18 protein-coding genes and 2 tRNA genes are annotated in these 16,022 nt (G+C 49.6%); 6 read left to right on the top strand and 14 right to left on the bottom strand.

What is annotated here, in order from left to right; translation table 11 throughout:
- Positions 1-10: 10 nt before the first annotated feature.
- From ACJHYW_RS14895 to uvrY, 5 genes are all read right to left on the bottom strand, one after another.
- Positions 11-84: transfer RNA gene (locus ACJHYW_RS14895), tRNA-Cys, on the bottom strand.
- 54 nt (positions 85-138) lie between these two features.
- A tRNA-Gly gene (locus ACJHYW_RS14890) sits at positions 139-214 on the bottom strand.
- A gap of 151 nt (positions 215-365) precedes the next feature.
- The gene (gene pgsA, locus ACJHYW_RS14885; RefSeq protein WP_001160187.1) at positions 366-914 is read right to left on the bottom strand and encodes a CDP-diacylglycerol--glycerol-3-phosphate 3-phosphatidyltransferase; all 549 of its coding nucleotides are present in this window, start codon (positions 912-914) and stop codon (positions 366-368) included.
- Positions 915-970: 56 nt separating this feature from the next.
- Positions 971-2,803 carry an excinuclease ABC subunit UvrC gene (gene uvrC, locus ACJHYW_RS14880; protein ID WP_001283421.1) on the bottom strand — a complete coding sequence of 611 codons (1,833 nt, stop codon included), beginning with the start codon at positions 2,801-2,803 and terminating at the stop codon, positions 971-973.
- Complete coding sequence (gene uvrY, locus ACJHYW_RS14875; protein WP_000611328.1) at positions 2,800-3,456, bottom strand: UvrY/SirA/GacA family response regulator transcription factor; 657 nt, start codon at positions 3,454-3,456, stop codon at positions 2,800-2,802. Before uvrY ends, uvrC begins: the two co-directional genes overlap by 4 nt.
- A 294-nt stretch (positions 3,457-3,750) precedes the next feature.
- Between uvrY and yecU the strand changes: the two genes are divergently transcribed.
- Both yecU and yecF read left to right on the top strand, forming a co-directional pair.
- On the top strand, positions 3,751-3,927 hold the full coding sequence (gene yecU, locus ACJHYW_RS14870) for a protein YecU (RefSeq protein WP_032245964.1): 177 nt from the start codon (positions 3,751-3,753) through the stop codon (positions 3,925-3,927).
- Positions 3,914-4,138, top strand: a complete 225-nt coding sequence (yecF, locus tag ACJHYW_RS14865; protein WP_000106474.1) for a DUF2594 family protein YecF — start codon at positions 3,914-3,916, stop codon at positions 4,136-4,138. Before yecU ends, yecF begins: the two co-directional genes overlap by 14 nt.
- A gap of 66 nt (positions 4,139-4,204) precedes the next feature.
- Here yecF and sdiA read toward each other — a convergent pair whose 3' ends face one another.
- The 8 genes from sdiA to ACJHYW_RS14825 form a co-directional block, all read right to left on the bottom strand.
- Positions 4,205-4,927, bottom strand: coding sequence for a transcriptional regulator SdiA (sdiA, locus tag ACJHYW_RS14860; protein ID WP_001154255.1), 723 nt, complete (start codon positions 4,925-4,927; stop codon positions 4,205-4,207).
- A 229-nt stretch (positions 4,928-5,156) separates the two neighbouring features.
- Positions 5,157-5,909, bottom strand: a complete 753-nt coding sequence (gene tcyN / locus ACJHYW_RS14855; RefSeq protein WP_001273000.1) for an L-cystine ABC transporter ATP-binding protein TcyN — start codon at positions 5,907-5,909, stop codon at positions 5,157-5,159.
- The gene (gene tcyL, locus ACJHYW_RS14850) at positions 5,906-6,574 is read right to left on the bottom strand and encodes a cystine ABC transporter permease (RefSeq protein ID WP_001158220.1); all 669 of its coding nucleotides are present in this window, start codon (positions 6,572-6,574) and stop codon (positions 5,906-5,908) included. The genes tcyN and tcyL overlap by 4 nt, the downstream gene beginning before the upstream one ends.
- Positions 6,575-6,588: 14 nt before the next feature.
- Entirely contained in the window at positions 6,589-7,575 is a 987-nt protein-coding gene (gene dcyD, locus ACJHYW_RS14845; protein WP_001128215.1) for a D-cysteine desulfhydrase, read from the bottom strand.
- A 104-nt stretch (positions 7,576-7,679) separates the two neighbouring features.
- Complete coding sequence (gene tcyJ / locus ACJHYW_RS14840) at positions 7,680-8,480, bottom strand: cystine ABC transporter substrate-binding protein (RefSeq protein WP_001296168.1); 801 nt, start codon at positions 8,478-8,480, stop codon at positions 7,680-7,682.
- Positions 8,481-8,567: 87 nt separating this feature from the next.
- Positions 8,568-9,119, bottom strand: coding sequence for a flagella biosynthesis regulatory protein FliZ (gene fliZ, locus ACJHYW_RS14835; RefSeq protein WP_001296169.1), 552 nt, complete (start codon positions 9,117-9,119; stop codon positions 8,568-8,570).
- Positions 9,120-9,164: 45 nt separating this feature from the next.
- Entirely contained in the window at positions 9,165-9,884 is a 720-nt protein-coding gene (fliA, locus tag ACJHYW_RS14830; RefSeq protein WP_001087467.1) for an RNA polymerase sigma factor FliA, read from the bottom strand.
- A gap of 163 nt (positions 9,885-10,047) precedes the next feature.
- Complete coding sequence (locus ACJHYW_RS14825) at positions 10,048-11,379, bottom strand: FliC/FljB family flagellin (RefSeq protein ID WP_000079777.1); 1,332 nt, start codon at positions 11,377-11,379, stop codon at positions 10,048-10,050.
- A gap of 245 nt (positions 11,380-11,624) precedes the next feature.
- Here ACJHYW_RS14825 and fliD point away from each other — a divergent pair, with 245 nt between their 5' ends.
- From fliD to amyA, 4 genes are all read left to right on the top strand, one after another.
- Positions 11,625-13,040: a flagellar filament capping protein FliD gene (gene fliD, locus ACJHYW_RS14820; RefSeq protein WP_000146836.1), complete on the top strand. Its 1,416-nt coding sequence runs from the start codon at positions 11,625-11,627 to the stop codon at positions 13,038-13,040.
- 15 nt (positions 13,041-13,055) lie between these two features.
- Positions 13,056-13,466 (top strand): flagellar export chaperone FliS, encoded by a 411-nt coding sequence (gene fliS, locus ACJHYW_RS14815; RefSeq protein ID WP_000270663.1) that lies wholly within the window; start codon positions 13,056-13,058, stop codon positions 13,464-13,466.
- Positions 13,466-13,831 (top strand): flagella biosynthesis regulatory protein FliT, encoded by a 366-nt coding sequence (fliT, locus tag ACJHYW_RS14810; protein WP_061092991.1) that lies wholly within the window; start codon positions 13,466-13,468, stop codon positions 13,829-13,831. Before fliS ends, fliT begins: the two co-directional genes overlap by 1 nt.
- A gap of 77 nt (positions 13,832-13,908) precedes the next feature.
- A complete protein-coding gene (gene amyA, locus ACJHYW_RS14805) occupies positions 13,909-15,396 on the top strand; it encodes an alpha-amylase (RefSeq protein ID WP_061092992.1) in 1,488 nt (495 codons plus the stop codon).
- A 33-nt stretch (positions 15,397-15,429) separates the two neighbouring features.
- Here amyA and yedD read toward each other — a convergent pair whose 3' ends face one another.
- The gene (gene yedD / locus ACJHYW_RS14800) at positions 15,430-15,843 is read right to left on the bottom strand and encodes a lipoprotein YedD (RefSeq protein ID WP_001295642.1); all 414 of its coding nucleotides are present in this window, start codon (positions 15,841-15,843) and stop codon (positions 15,430-15,432) included.
- Positions 15,844-16,022 lie beyond the last annotated feature (179 nt).

Raw genomic sequence — 16,022 nt, 5'->3', positions numbered from 1 at the left:
GGGAAAAAAGTGGAGGCGCGTTCCGGAGTCGAACCGGACTAGACGGATTTGCAATCCGCTACATAACCGCTTTGTTAACGCGCCAAATTCTTCAGGCCTTTCAGCCAGACATCCGCTTGACGCCGATGTCTTTTAAACTGGAGCGGGAAACGAGACTCGAACTCGCGACCCCGACCTTGGCAAGGTCGTGCTCTACCAACTGAGCTATTCCCGCATTCATCAAGCAATCAGTTAATCACTTGATTTTATTATCGTCTGGCAATCAGTGCCGCCGTTCGATGCGTTGCATTCTACTTACCTGGCGCGATGAGTCAACGATATTTTTCACCACTTTTGATCGTTTGCTGAAAATTGCGCCGAAACGATCACTGATCAAGCAAATCTGCACGCGCAGCGCTCAAATATTGCAACATTGACCACAGAGTCAGTACCGCAGCCACAAAGAAAAGTGCAATACCGGCGTACTCAACCCAAATGTTCGGACGCCACAGCAGCCAGGCCAGCGCCACCATCTGGGCAGTTGTTTTCACTTTCCCAATCCAGGAGACAGCCACGCTACTGCGTTTACCCAACTCCGCCATCCATTCGCGTAGCGCAGAAATAATAATTTCACGGGCGATCATCGTTGCCGCCGGTAAGGTCACCCACCAGCTGTGATAATGCTCGGTTACCAGCACCATGGCGATAGCCACGAGAACTTTATCTGCGACAGGGTCAAGGAAAGCACCAAACCGGGTACTCTGGTTCCAGCGGCGTGCCAGAAAACCATCGAACCAGTCAGTCACCGCCGCGACGCAGAAAATGAGCGCGGCGGCAAACGGCGACCAGGTGACAGGCAGATAAAAGACCAATACAAAGAATGGGATAAGGATGACACGGAACAGTGTAAGCAACGTAGGGATATTAAATTGCATAATGACGGGTAACTATCTGTTGTCAGTAAGATTACCCCTATGTTGCTACAGAGACATCAATGTTTCAACGACCAGAAGATCTTTTCTGCCAGACCTTGCGAAATACCCGGCACTTTTGCAATTTCCTCAACGCTGGCGTTACGTAAACCTTGCAAACCGCCCATATATTTCAACAACATTTGCCGACGTTTTGGCCCGACGCCTTCAATGGTTTCCAGGGAACTGGTATTTTTGACCTTCGCCCGTTTCTTACGGTGCCCACCAATCGCGTGATCGTGAGATTCATCGCGTATATGCTGGATAACATGCAGCGCGGGAGAATCTGGCGGCAAACTGAATCCCTCACCTTCCGGCTCAAAGAACAGCGTTTCCAGCCCAGCCTTACGATCTGCACCTTTGGCAACGCCAAGTAGCAGCGGATGATTTTTATCCCATGAGACATCCAGTTCGGCGAAGACATTTTTCGCCTGCGCAAGCTGGCCTTTGCCGCCGTCGATAAGGATCACATCCGGGATCTTACTGTCGTCAATGGCTTTACCATAACGCCGACGCAGCACCTGATTCATCGCCGCATAATCATCGCCCGGCGTGATGCCAGTAATGTTATAGCGCCGATACTCCGCACGCAGCGGGCCGTTAGCATCAAACACCACACAGGAAGCGACGGTTTGTTCACCCATGGTATGGCTGATGTCAAAGCACTCCATCCGCTTCACTTCCGGTAATTTCAACACGCTGGCAAGCGCGGTCAGTCGCTGGTGAACGGTAGATTGCTGCGAAAGTTTGCTGGTTAAGGCCGTCGCCGCATTGGTGCGCGCGAGTTTCAGATAACGCGCCCTATCGCCGCGAGGTTTGGTTTGAACATTAATCTTGCGTCCTGCCAGTTCTGAAAGGGAATCGGCGAGCAGCGTTTTATCGCTAAGATTAAAATCGAGCAGGATCTCACCCGGTAAGGTGCGCATCTGGCTGCCTTGTAAATAGAACTGACCTACGAAGGTTTCCACCACCTCGCTCAGTTCCGTACCGCCAGGCACTTTCGGGAAATAGCTACGGCTGCCGAGCACTTTGCCCTGACGAATGAACAATACGTGGACACAAGCCATGCCCGCATCGAACGCCACACCAATAACGTCAAGGTCGTCGCCGGTATTGGACACAAACTGTTTTTCGGTGACGCGTCGCACCGCCTGAATTTGGTCGCGAATACGTGCCGCTTCTTCAAACTCCAGATTCTGGCTGGCAGTTTCCATACGGCTAATGAGTTGCGTAAGCACCTGATCATCTTTGCCAGACAAAAACAGGCGCACATACTCGACCTGCTGAGCGTATTCTTCTTCACTCACCAGTCCTTCAACGCACGGTCCCAGACAGCGCCCTATCTGATATTGCAGACACGGACGCGAGCGATTGCGATAAACACTATTTTCGCACTGGCGAATGGGAAAAATCTTTTGCAGTAGCGCCAGTGTTTCACGTACGGCATAGCCATTCGGGAACGGGCCGAAATATTCACCTTTGGCATGCTTCGCTCCACGATGCATAGCCAGACGCGGGTGAGTATCGCCACTCAGGAAGATAAAGGGATAAGATTTATCATCGCGTAGCAAAACGTTGTAACGCGGCTGATAGAGTTTGATGTAGTTGTGTTCCAGCAACAGCGCTTCGGTTTCTGTATGAGTAACCGTTACATCAATTTGCTGGATCTGGGCGACCAGCGCTTCGGTTTTGCGCGAAGCGAGGTTGCTACGGAAATAGCTGGAAAGCCGTTTTTTCAGGTCTTTCGCTTTGCCGACATAGATAACCGTACCACCAGCATCGTACATGCGATAAACGCCTGGCTGGCTGGTTACGGTTTTTAAAAACGCTTTTGCGTCAAACTGATCACTCACTGACTTGATAATGTCTCCGCATTACACAGACCATGGCGAATTGCCAGGTGAGTCAGCTCAACATCGCCATGAATGTTTAGTTTACTGAACATACGATAGCGGTAGCTGTTCACCGTTTTCGGACTGAGATTGAGCTGTTCTGAGATCTCATTGACCTTCTGGCCCTTAGTGATCATCAGCATAATCTGCAATTCACGTTCAGACAAACTGGCAAATGGACTTTCTGTTTTTTCTGGTTCGATCTGGCTTAATGCCATTTGTTGAGCGATGTCAGAAGCAATGTAACGCTGCCCAGAATAGACAGAACGAATCGCACTCACGACTTCCTGCGGAGCCGCGCCTTTGCTGAGGTAGCCAGCAGCACCGGCCTGCATGACTTTCGCTGGTAAAGGGTTTTCTGTATGGACAGTAAGCATGATGATTTTGACATCAGCTGTGGAACGCGCGATTTTACGCGTTGCCTCAAGGCCGCCAATGCCCGGCATACTCATGTCCATTAGCACCACGTCAACGGCATTTGCCCGGCACCACTTAACGGCGTCTTCACCGCACGATGCCTCACCGACGACTTTTATACCCTTTATATCTTCCAGAATGCGTCGTATCCCTGCGCGCACCAGTTCGTGGTCATCAACAAGTAGAACGTTGATCAAAGGAATATCTCCAGAAATAGGGATAACGCTACTGATAGTTAGTCATTCGTATATTAGCGGTTTTTATTGCAACTTTGAAACGTTAAAAATGGTGGGTATTCGATTTTTCTCTCGTTTTTGTAAATTCGATTGTCCACAGTTATGGTCACGCCCGTCACCAACGGCTCCGGGATCGTTTCACAGTAAGCCCTGCGATGAAATGTGACAAAAATTGACTTTATTCAGCAAAAATGAAAATCAGCCCGCTGAATATGTAACATTAATTAACCCGAACAATACGGGCAAAAAACATTCATGATAAAAATATTTATTGGTCATTATATTAACACATTTAATAGCACCGTTGACGGCACGCTCAAAAAACAACCACTGCTATTTTTAGCAAAGCTTATGGTATACTCCGCCGCCTTAACATTTTTCACCGCAAATTTTCATTGCAACATGACGAGGAAAATAAATGAGTACGCCTGATTTTTCTACTGCCGAGAATAATCAAGAACTGGCAAATGAAGTCTCCTGCCTGAAAGCGATGCTGACGCTGATGCTGCAGGCGATGGGACAAGCTGACGCGGGCCGCGTGATGTTAAAGATGGAAAAACAGCTTGCGCTGATCGAAGACGAAACCCAGGCTGCAGTATTTTCCAAAACGGTTAAGCAAATTAAACAAGCCTACCGTCAGTAATATAAAACCGGCTGAGAGCGTGTCTTTCAGCCGGTTTTTGCATCTGGCACGCAGAAAGAAAAGCGATCAAATTAAGCCAGTAGCGGCCGCGTAACAGGCCACTTGGGTCTTATTCGGTGCATTGATTTTTTTCTGCATGTTTTTCTGATGGAAATTGACCGTATTCTCAGAGATTGACAAAATCATCGCTATCTCTGCTGATGTCTTCCCTTCCGCCGTCCATTTCAGAATTTCTTTTTCGCGCTTGCTGAAATTCATCTCTGGCGTCATCACTATTTCATCATTTAAACGCATTAGAGCCATCAGACTTTCGCGCACCAGTAACTGCATTTTTAATTGCAGTTCATCACTAAGAATGGGTATTTCGCGCGTGCTGCAACGGGAAAAGGACAAAAAGCCCAGCGCCCGATTTGGCAGCATTAAATACTGAGTGACACCGCGGCGTAAACCATGTGCGCGCGCAGCTTCCCATAACGGCTGTGCTTCGCTGAATAAGTCATCATTCCACATTAAATGGCCCTGACTAAAGTTTTCAGGGTTCAGCACCGGATCAATTGCGAGAAAATTTTTTGCCTGATAATAACTAACCCACGACTCAGGGTAATTGGTGTAGAAAGCCACTTTAGGTCGCGTGAATGGTACCGGGTGGCGAACACATAACGAATAGTAATCGTACTCCAGCTGCTGAGCCTGAAGCTCTATTTCATGGTAGACCTCTTCTGCGGCCTCCATCCTCTGAAAACGCAACAGCATCGTGCGAAGCCAGCTGAAAAAATCCGTATCCTGCATAGTAAACCGCAACGCCCCTGAGAGTGAGTATCATTTATAATGATAATTCAAACTATCACATAAATAAGATTTATATATAATTTATATTATTCAGGCAATGAATTACTTTTGCAAGCCATCGCATTCTCTTATGTTATTAATGAGTTATGCTGATTTGTTAAGCAGTTTTATCACGTTTGAAGTGGCGCACCGCCCCGACTGGTGAATCGTCGGGGCTGATTTTTTCTTATTATTGCAGCAGAAACTTCTCGAGGAACTGGCGGGTGCGAGGCTGCTGAGGATCGGCAAATAACGCTTTTGCTACCCCCTGCTCGACTATCCGCCCCTGGTCCATAAAAATCGCCCGGTCCGCAACATCCCGGGCAAAGCTCATTTCGTGCGTCACAATCACCATCGTGCGCTTTTCCTGCGCCAGCTGACGAATGGTGTTCAGGACTTCGCCCACCAGCTCTGGATCCAGCGCCGACGTTGGCTCATCAAACAAAATCACTTCAGGACGCATTGCCAGAGCACGCGCAATCGCAACGCGCTGCTGTTGACCGCCAGACAAACGACGTGGATAACTGGTTTCTTTACCGGCCAGCCCAACTTTCGCCAGCAGCTCGCGAGCGCGCGCCGTGGCCTCTTCTTTCGGTTCGCCTTTGACGATCACCGGCCCTTCAATAATGTTTTCCAGCACCGTACGATGTGGAAACAAATTAAAGTTCTGGAAGACAAACCCGACGTGTTGACGCAACTGGCGAATCAGCGATTTTTGCTGACTTAATGAACGTGCAGTATCAATAGTGATATCGCCAACGGTGATGGTTCCCGCTTCCGGTTGTTCCAGCAGATTTATGCTGCGTAGCAACGTGGTTTTACCGGAACCACTCGGACCGATAATTGCCACTACTTCGCCAGGCTTTACCTCGAGGTCGATACCGTGCAGCACCGTCTGACCGTGGAATTTTTTCACCAGGTTCTTAACTTCAATGGCACTCATTTGGGTTCCCTCTCCTGGCGATTAAGTTGATTCTCAAAATGGTTCTGCAACGTCGATAACACAGTCGCCATAATCCAGTAGATGAGCGAAGCCGCCAGATACATGGTGAACACCTCCAGCGTGCGCGAGGTAATCAACTGCGCCTGACGGAACAGCTCCGGCACCTGGATTGTCGCGGCCAGCGACGTATCTTTTACCAGGCTGATAAAGCTGTTCGACAGCGGCGGCAACGCCACCCGCGCCGCCTGTGGCAAAATCGCGCGACGCATGGTCTGCCACGGCGTCATACCAATACTGGCAGCAGCTTCCCACTGACCTTTATCAATAGAAGAAATGGCGGCACGCAGCGTTTCGGCAGCATAGGCGGCAGTGTTTAGCGACAGACCAATCATTGCTGACGGAATGGGATCTAGTTCGATGCCAAACTGCGGCAAGCCGTAATAGATCATAAACAGTTGTGCGATGAGTGGCGTACCACGAAAAATAGAGATATAAAAACGCGCCAGCCAGCGCACGGGCCAGATTGGCGAAAGGCGCATCAGCGCGAGAATAAACCCTAGCAGTAAGCCAAAAAACATACCGCCGATACTGAGTTGCAGCGTATACCCAGCCCCTTTCAGCAGGAACGGCAAGGAATCAATAACCAGTTGTATACTTTCTTGCATGAGCATTTCCGGAGCTAAACGTGGGGATGATAGGCGAACAGCGCAGGCGCGCCGCCGGTATGAATAAACAGAATCGGCCCTTCATCTTTGAAGCGTTTCTGACTGATACCGTCAATCAGCCCCGCCATCGCTTTTCCGGTATACACAGGATCAAGCAGAATGCCTTCCAGCCGCGCCAGCAATTTCACTGCTTCCATGCCTTCGTCGTTCGGCACGCCGTAGCCAGGTGCAAAATAGTCATCCCAGAGTAAAATTTCCGCTGATGCGGTCAGCTCCAGTTCTTTCGCAATCGCCTGTTGGAGGTTAACCACTTTCGGCAATTGATCGGCAACAGAACGCGACACGGTCACGCCAATCAGCTCGCTTTCAGGCATCAGGTGTTCCAGCCCAACAGCCAGTCCGGCGTGAGTTCCGGCACTGCCCGATGCGACCACCACCGACGAAATATTAACCGCCCCTTCACACTGTTGCGCGATTTCCAGCGCACTCTCCACATAACCCAGCGCGCCCAAAGCATTAGAACCGCCAACCGGAATGACATACGGGCGAAAACCTTGTGCTTCGACTCGCGTCGCCAGCTCTTCCAGTTGGGCATTGGGATCGGTCAGTGCGTCGCACATTTCAATCTGGGTATTGAACAGATCCAGCAACAAACGATTGCCGTTGGTTAAATAGTTTTCTGCGGTTGTGCCAATAGGATTTTCCAGCAGCGCCACGCAGTGCAGACCGAGTTTCGCAGCGACTGCGGCAGTCTGGCGCACATGGTTAGACTGGATCGCCCCGGCAGTAATCAGCGTATCGGCACCTTCGCGCAGGGCATCTGCCGCGAGAAATTCCAGCTTACGTAATTTATTGCCGCCCATTGCCATGGGGGTGACGTCATCCCGTTTGATGAAAATTTCCCGTCCAAGATAATCAGAAAAGCGCGGCAGATATTCGAGCGGCGTTGGCGCGCCGATAAACTCCAGCCGTGGAAAACGGGTTAAATTATGCAGTGGCATAACAGCCTCCGATGTGTGTTGTTGTGATTTTCTTATTATGCACGCTGAAAACGCGTAAATAAAAAAGGCGCTAGTGAAAGCGCCCTTTTTTGTCATTATGCTGATTATTTGGTCACATCAGCACCAAACCATTTTTCGGAAAGGGCTTGCAAAGTGCCATCTTTTTGCATTTCCGCAATTGCATCATTCACCGCTTTCAGCAGGTCTTCATTTCCTTTACGCAGCGCCACGCCAGACTCCTGACGGGAGAATGCTTCACCGGTTACTGCCAGCGTATCGTTGGTTTTCTTCACCAGATCCAGCGCCGCCAGACGGTCAACGAGGATCGCATCGATACGGCCTACGCGCAGATCCTGATATTTGGTCGGGTCATCATCATAGGTACGCACATCGACGCCCTGAACATTCTGACGCAGCCACTCTTCATAGTTGGTGCCCAGACCGACACCCACTTTTTTGCCTTTCAGATCATCAGCCGTTTTAATGGTGCCTTCGTTACCTTTTTTCACCAGCGCCTGAATACCGGAAATGGTGTACGGGGTAGAGAAATCGTATTTTTTCTTGCGCTCGTCAGAAATGGTGACCTGATTAATCACCACATCAATGCGTTTAGAGTCCAGCGACGCCAGCATACCGTCCCATTTGGTCGGTTTTAGTGACGCCTCAACGCCAAGATGTTTTGCCAGCTGTTGGGCAAATTCCACTTCAAAACCGGTTAATTTGCCGTCATCCCCCTGAAAACTGAACGGCGGATAAGTTCCTTCCAGCCCTACCAGCAGCGTGCCGCGCTCTTTGACTTTATTAAGCAGACCTTCATCTGCAAAACTTTTAACGCTCATACCCGCAACCAGCGCCACGGCCATCACACCCATCAATGCCTGACGTCCCAGATGTGCTAATTTCATATTCACCCCGAATGTTGTTATGTCTGTTTGCAGTGTAGAGCCATTGTTTGTAAACACAAAAACAACTCCGCTACATCTTATTCTTATTTAATATATATCAGAAGCAGGCAGGCTGGAGGATTTCTGCACAAGTCCGGTACACGTTTGACGCTGATAGTGTTGATACTTCCGTAACGCGATGCGGTAATTGTTGGTGCTGGTGGAGGGCAGCCACGGGGCGAGGATTTCATCAAGGAAACCGTCCTGCAGCTGATCGAGGGAAATATTTTGCTCGTGTAGATGATTCCCCAAACGGCGCAGACGAACGACATATTCACGCACCGTACCAGGGCTCATTTCAGTTTGCTCAAAAAGAAATTGCTTAAAGCCGATAATATCGAAAAAATCACTCTGCGTTTTGCAATGTAAATCACCGCAAAATCGGCACAATGCTGCCCATGATTGTTGTTCCACTTGCCAGCCATTTTCATCAAGCAGCGTGTCCAGGCGGGAAATCTCGATTTTATTCACTATTTTGCCGTCGCGAACTAAGGTAATGCGATCGAGTAATTTACGGCAATGCGCGCAATGGGTCTGGCTGTGTTTAAAGTCTTTAAGATAGCGGCTTAATGGCCGTCTTTTCAGGTGCTGCACCATCATTAAGAACTCCTGGTAGTCAAAATTAAAGTGCGGCATTTACTGACGTTATAACTTACCCAGTTTAGTGCGTAACCGTTTAATGGCCTGGCTGTGTAACTGACTGACCCGCGATTCCCCGACCTCCAGCACCGCGCCAATCTCTTTGAGATTCAGCTCTTCCTGGTAATAGAGGGTTAATACCAGTTTTTCGCGCTCCGGCAACGTTTCGATAGCTTCCATCACCCGCTGGCGCAGATTACTGTCCAGCAGTTGTTGTAGCGGGTTTTCTCGCTGATGATCATCAGTAACTAGTTCGATGCTATCGCCGTGCTCTTCGCGCCACTCATCGTAGGAGAAGAGCTGGCTGTTATTGGTGTCGAGCAACATTTGGCGATAATCGGCAATATCGATCCCTAAACGTTCCGCAACCTCAGTTTCCGTGGCGTTGCGGCCAAGTTCCTGCTCCAGTTGCCCTATTGCCTGTGCCACTTCACGCGCGTTGCGTCGCACGCTGCGCGGCACCCAGTCACGGCTGCGAAGTTCATCCAGCATAGCGCCACGGATACGCTGCACTGCGTAAGTTGTAAATGCCGTTCCTTGTAGGGCGTCATAGCGTTCGACGGCATTAAGTAACCCAATGCCGCCCGCCTGTAGCAGATCGTCAAGTTCCACGCTCGCGGGCAGTCGAACCTGCAGGCGCAATGCTTCGTGACGCACCAGCGGGACATAACGCTGCCACAGCGAGTGTTTATCCATTACACCTTCAGCGGTATAGAGTGAATTCACGATAAACAGCCCTGCGTTATATGAGTTATCGGCATGATTATCCGTTTCTGCAGGGTTTTTAATCGGACGATTAGTGGGTGAAATGAGGGGTTATTTGGGGGTTACCGGTAAATTGCGGGCAGAAAAAACCCCGCCGGTGGCGGGGTCAGGCAGGTTAAGGCCATTAGCCTTGTAACAGAGACAGAACTTGCTGCGGTACCTGGTTGGCTTTAGACAGCACGGAGTTACCCGCCTGCTGGATGATCTGTGCTTTCGACATGTTGGACACTTCGGTCGCATAGTCGGCGTCCTGAATACGGGACTGCGCTTCAGACAGGTTGGTAGTGGTGTTGTTCAGGTTGGTGATAGCGGAATCGAGACGGTTCTGCACGGCACCTAGAGAAGAGCGGAATTTGTCGACTGTTGCAATAGCTTTATCCAGAAGCGCCAGCGGATCCTCAGTTGAAGCACCTTCAAATTGCTCAGTCGCAGTTGTAGTTACCTTACCATTAGTATCAGTAACATCACTTAAATTCAGATCAGTTAACTCAAGAGCTGTTGCTCCATTCTTAAGAATGTCTGCCGCATCACCAGCAGAATAGTTTTTGCCTTGAAGTGTGACGAAACCTTGAGCTGCGCCGTCTTTATCTGCTGAAACTTTGATCAGCTGATCTGTTTGCTTGGCATCGTCAACACCGTTCGCATAATCATCATAAGTAACATCAATGGTGTTTAAGGTTACTTTACCTGAAGCGGCATCAACAGAAGCAGCATAGAAGTCTTTACCTGACTGAACAACATAATCAGCTGTTGCCTTACCATCTTTATCAAGGATGTTGTGCAGCGACAGGCTTGACGTATCGGATACACCCAATTTAGTTGCAATTGCTGCAGACTCATCAGTATTACCGAAGTTAACATCAACAGGTTTATCGCCAGCGTCTTGCGGGATAGATGTGATAGCATTGCTGACATTAAGAGAGTTTTTAGAAACTGAGAAGCCATTCAGCCCCAAAGTTGAAGAATCAATTTTCTTCAGATCGATGGAGATAGTTTGACCATCATTCGCACCAACCTGAATTTTCATTGAACCATCTTTGGAAAGAACATTAACGCCGTTGAACTGAGTCTGACCGGATACGCGGTCAATTTCATCGAGACGGGATTTGATTTCGTCCTGGATTGAAGATAGGTCAGAATCAGAGTTAGTACCGGTAGTGGCCTGAACGGTCAGTTCACGAACACGCTGCAAGTTGTTGTTGATTTCAGACAGTGCGCCTTCAGTGGTCTGCGCCAGAGAGATACCGTCGTTGGCGTTACGTGCGGCCTGAGTCAGACCTTTGATGTTAGAAGTGAAGCGGTTAGCAATCGCCTGGCCCGCAGCGTCATCTTTAGCGCTGTTAATGCGCAGACCAGAAGAGAGGCGCTCGATAGAAGTCGACAGCGCAGACTGGTTTTTGTTGATGTTGTTCTGAGTGATCAGCGAGAGGCTGTTGGTATTAATGACTTGTGCCATGATTTCTTTTCCTGTTTTCAAGTCTACGGTTTAAGTATTGGGCTTCCACCCTTCGGCTTCGTCGCCGTCAACCCTGTTATCGTCTGGTCACTCACAACCTTTAGAATTTTTTTCTAGCGGTCGAAATACTCCCCTTCCTCGTTGCTGTTCGTGTCATTAAGCCAAAAAATAAATCGTAAACTTTGCCCCGCTTACGCCGATAACCCCGATATTCGTTCTATACGTCGCATGATTAAGGAATCTATATGGCTAGTATTTCAACGCTTGGGGTTGGGTCGGGGCTGGACTTAAGCAGCATCCTTGACAGTCTGGAGGCGGCAGAAAAATCTACCCTGACGCCGATATCAAAACAGCAAAGCTCTTATACCGCGAAACTGAGCGCCTACGGGACGCTGAAAAGCGCACTAGAGAGCTTCCAGACAGCCAACACAGCACTGAATAAAGCCGATTTATTTACCGCCACCTCAACCACCAGCAGTTCATCGGCTTTCAGCGCCACCACCACGGGCAGCGCGATTGCCGGGAAATACACCATTAGCGTTAGCCAACTGGCGCAGGCACAGACGCTGACCACCCAAAATAGTCAAAAAGACAGTAAAGCTGCCATCGCCACCAGCGATAGCGTACTAACCATCCAGCAAGGTGGCGGTAAAGATCCGGTCACGATTGATATCAGCGCGGCTAACTCGTCACTTTCCGGCATTCGCGATGCCATTAACAACGCCAAAGCTGGTGTCAGCGCCAGTATCATCCATGTGGGTAACGGCGAGTATCGTCTGTCCATCACTGCTAACGATACGGGCAGCGATAACGCTATGAAACTTAGCGTCAGCGGCGACAGCGCCCTGGAAAGTTTTATGGGTTACAACGGAACGTCGGGTGATAGCAGCAATGGCATGATTGAAAGCGTCACTGCGCAAAACGCCAAACTGACAGTCAATAACGTTGAGATTGAAAACAGCAGTAACACTATCAGCGACGCGCTGGAAGATATCACCCTCAACCTGAATGACGTCACCACCGGTAATCAGACACTGACCATCAGTAAAGACACATCCAAAGCTGAAAATGCGGTTAAAACGTGGGTGGATGCCTATAACTCATTGCAGGATACGTTCAGCAGCTTAACCAAATACACCGCTGTCGATGCCGGAGCAGAGAGTCAGGACTCCAGCAATGGCGCATTACTCGGTGACTCCACACTGCGTACCATCCAGACTCAGCTTAAAACCTTGCTCGCCAATACTCACAGCAGTTCAAACTATAAAACGCTGGCACAGATTGGCATTACCAGCGATGCCAGTACCGGCAAGCTGGAAATCGCGACCGACAAACTGCAAACGGCGCTAAAAAAAGATGCCGCTGGCATCAGTGAAATGTTTATAGGTGACGGTAAAAGTACAGGGGTAACCACCGGCATTAGTAGCAACCTAACCAGTTGGCTCTCTTCCACCGGGATAATCCAGGCCGCAAAAGATGGCGTCAGCAAAACGCTGAATAATTTGACCGACCAGTACAACGCAGCCAGTGAGCGTATCGATACCTTAATGACGCGCTATAAAGCCCAGTTCACCCAATTAGATGTGTTAATGAACTCGCTTAACTCCACCAGTAGCTATCTGACACAGCAATTCGACACCTCAAATAGCAACTCGAAATAATCTTCAGGAGAAACTATGTACGCGGCAAAAGGCACCCAGGCCTATGCACAAATTGGCGTCGAAAGCGCCGTAATGAGCGCCAGCCAACAGCAGCTGGTCACCATGCTATTTGATGGAGTGCTGAGCGCACTGGTTAGAGCGCGCCTGTTTATGCAGGACAACAATCAGCAAGGCAAAGGCGTCTCTTTATCAAAAGCGATCAACATCATTGAGAACGGGCTGCGGGTGAGTCTTGATGAAGAGAGCAAAGACGAATTAACCCAAAACTTGATTGCTCTTTATAGCTATATGGTCAGGCGTTTGCTGCAAGCCAATTTACGCAACGATGTCTCCGCAGTCGAAGAAGTGGAAGCATTAATGCGCAATATTGCCGATGCCTGGAAAGAGTCTTTACTCTCCCCTTCTTTGATTCAGGACCCAGTCTGATGAACCACGCACCGCATTTGTATTTCGCCTGGCAACAACTCGTCGAAAAAAGCCAGCTCATGTTACGCCTGGCAACGGAAGAACAATGGGACGAACTCATCGCCAGCGAAATGGCGTATGTGAATGCGGTGCAGGAGATTGCACATCTGACTGAAGAGATTGACCCGTCCATCACGATGCAGGAGCAGCTCCGCCCGATGCTGCTCCTGATTCTCGATAACGAAAGCAAGGTAAAGCAGTTATTACAGATTCGGATGGATGAACTGGCGAAACTGGTCGGTCAGTCATCGGTGCAAAAATCGGTGTTAAGTGCCTATGGCGATCAGGGCGGCTTTGTGCTGGCTCCGCAAGATAACTTCTCGTGAATCTTAACGAGCTAATGGCTCGCGAATAATCCGATTACGGCTACGCTTCTAATGTTCCCCTTGAATGGAGTCGAAGAATGCGTAATCCCACGCTGTTACAATGTTTTCACTGGTATTACCCGGAAGGCGGTAAGCTCTGGCCTGAACTGGCCGAGCGCGCCGACGGTTTTAATGATATTGGTATCAATATGGTCTGGTTGCCGCCCGCCTATAAAGGCGCATCGGGCGGGTATTCGGTCGGCTACGACTCCTATGATTTATTTGATTTAGGTGAGTTTGATCAGAAAGGCAGCATCCCTACTAAATATGGCGATAAAGCACAACTGCTGGCCGCCATTGACGCCCTGAAACGTAATGACATTGCGGTGCTGTTGGACGTGGTAGTCAACCACAAAATGGGGGCGGATGAAAAAGAAGCTATTCGCGTGCAACGTGTAAATGCTGACGATCGTACGCAAATTGACGAAGAAATCATTGAGTGCGAAGGCTGGACGCGTTACACCTTCCCCGCGCGTGCCGGGCAATACTCGCAGTTTATCTGGGATTTTAAATGTTTTAGCGGTATCGACCATATCGAAAACCCTGATGAAGATGGCATTTTTAAAATTGTTAACGACTACACCGGCGAAGGCTGGAACGATCAGGTTGATGATGAACTCGGTAATTTCGATTACCTGATGGGCGAGAATATCGATTTCCGCAATCATGCCGTGACGGAAGAGATTAAATACTGGGCGCGCTGGGTGATGGAACAAACGCAATGCGACGGCTTTCGTCTTGATGCGGTCAAACATATTCCGGCATGGTTTTATAAAGAGTGGATCGAACACGTACAGGAAGTTGCGCCAAAGCTGCTGTTTATTGTGGCTGAATACTGGTCGCATGAAGTCGATAAACTGCAAACGTATATTGATCAGGTGGAAGGCAAAACCATGCTGTTTGATGCGCCGCTGCAGATGAAATTCCATGAAGCATCGCGCATGGGGCGCGACTACGACATGACGCAGATTTTCACGGGTACATTAGTGGAAGCCGATCCTTTCCACGCCGTAACCCTCGTTGCCAACCACGACACCCAACCGTTGCAAGCCCTCGAAGCCCCCGTCGAACCGTGGTTTAAACCGCTGGCGTATGCTTTAATTTTGTTGCGGGAAAATGGCGTTCCTTCGGTGTTCTATCCTGACCTCTATGGTGCACATTACGAAGATATCGGCGGTGACGGGCAAACCTATCCGATAGATATGCCAATAATCGAACAGCTTGATGAGTTAATTCTCGCCCGTCAGCGTTTCGCCCACGGTGTACAGACGTTATTTTTCGACCATCCGAACTGCATTGCCTTTAGCCGCAGTGGCACTGACGAATATCCCGGCTGCGTGGTGGTCATGTCGAACGGGGATGATGGCGAAAAAACCATTCATCTGGGAGAGAATTACGGCAATAAAACCTGGCGTGATTTTCTGGGGAACCGGCAAGAGAGCGTAGTAACCGACGAAAACGGCGAAGCGACCTTCTTTTGCAACGGCGGCAGCGTCAGCGTGTGGGTTATCGAAGAGGTGATTTAAATTCATCCCCGGCGGCAAGCCGGGGAGATTTCATTACGGCAATGGCGTCGGTAACGGCGCTTTATCCAGCGCAGCGGCACACTCTGCCGTCGGGCGATCCACACGCTCCATCGTCATACCATCGTACTCAATGGTGTTACCGTCACGCTCAACCTCGTACAGCTCACGTTTTACGGTAACGTTAGTGAGATCATCAGACATCAATGTCAACTTACCCGGCACAGCAATCACCCGCTGCCACTGACGGCAATCCAGAGTATCGCCCTCTTTAGTGACAATCAGGCTGCCTATCGCTTCCGGACTGACCAGCGCACGTTGCGGCCCTTTGGTCTGCCAGTAGCCCGCCAGCCAGTCCGGCGCGGGGGTTTTCACGACATTGTTATAGTTTTCGACTTCGGCACAGCCCGCCAGCAACATGAGCGCGCCTGCAATTGCGAGTTTTTTCATCATTCGTCCTGCATGAGAAGAAAAGAGGATTGTGGCATTAAAGCCCTGATGTCGCCAGCCTTTCCAGGTTCAGAGAGAAATTTGATCTAACCATTATTTTTGTGAATTATTACCCCGAAAATAAATTTGCATGGTGTATGATTCGCGACTCTTGTTTCAAACCTTCTGAGTTCAGAGGC

This window comes from Escherichia sp. WS3063, from assembly GCF_046486595.1.
Lineage (GTDB): Bacteria > Pseudomonadota > Gammaproteobacteria > Enterobacterales > Enterobacteriaceae > Escherichia > Escherichia coli.
The sequence above is the reverse complement of the archived record's forward strand: the minus strand, read 5'-3'. Positions and strand labels throughout refer to the sequence as shown.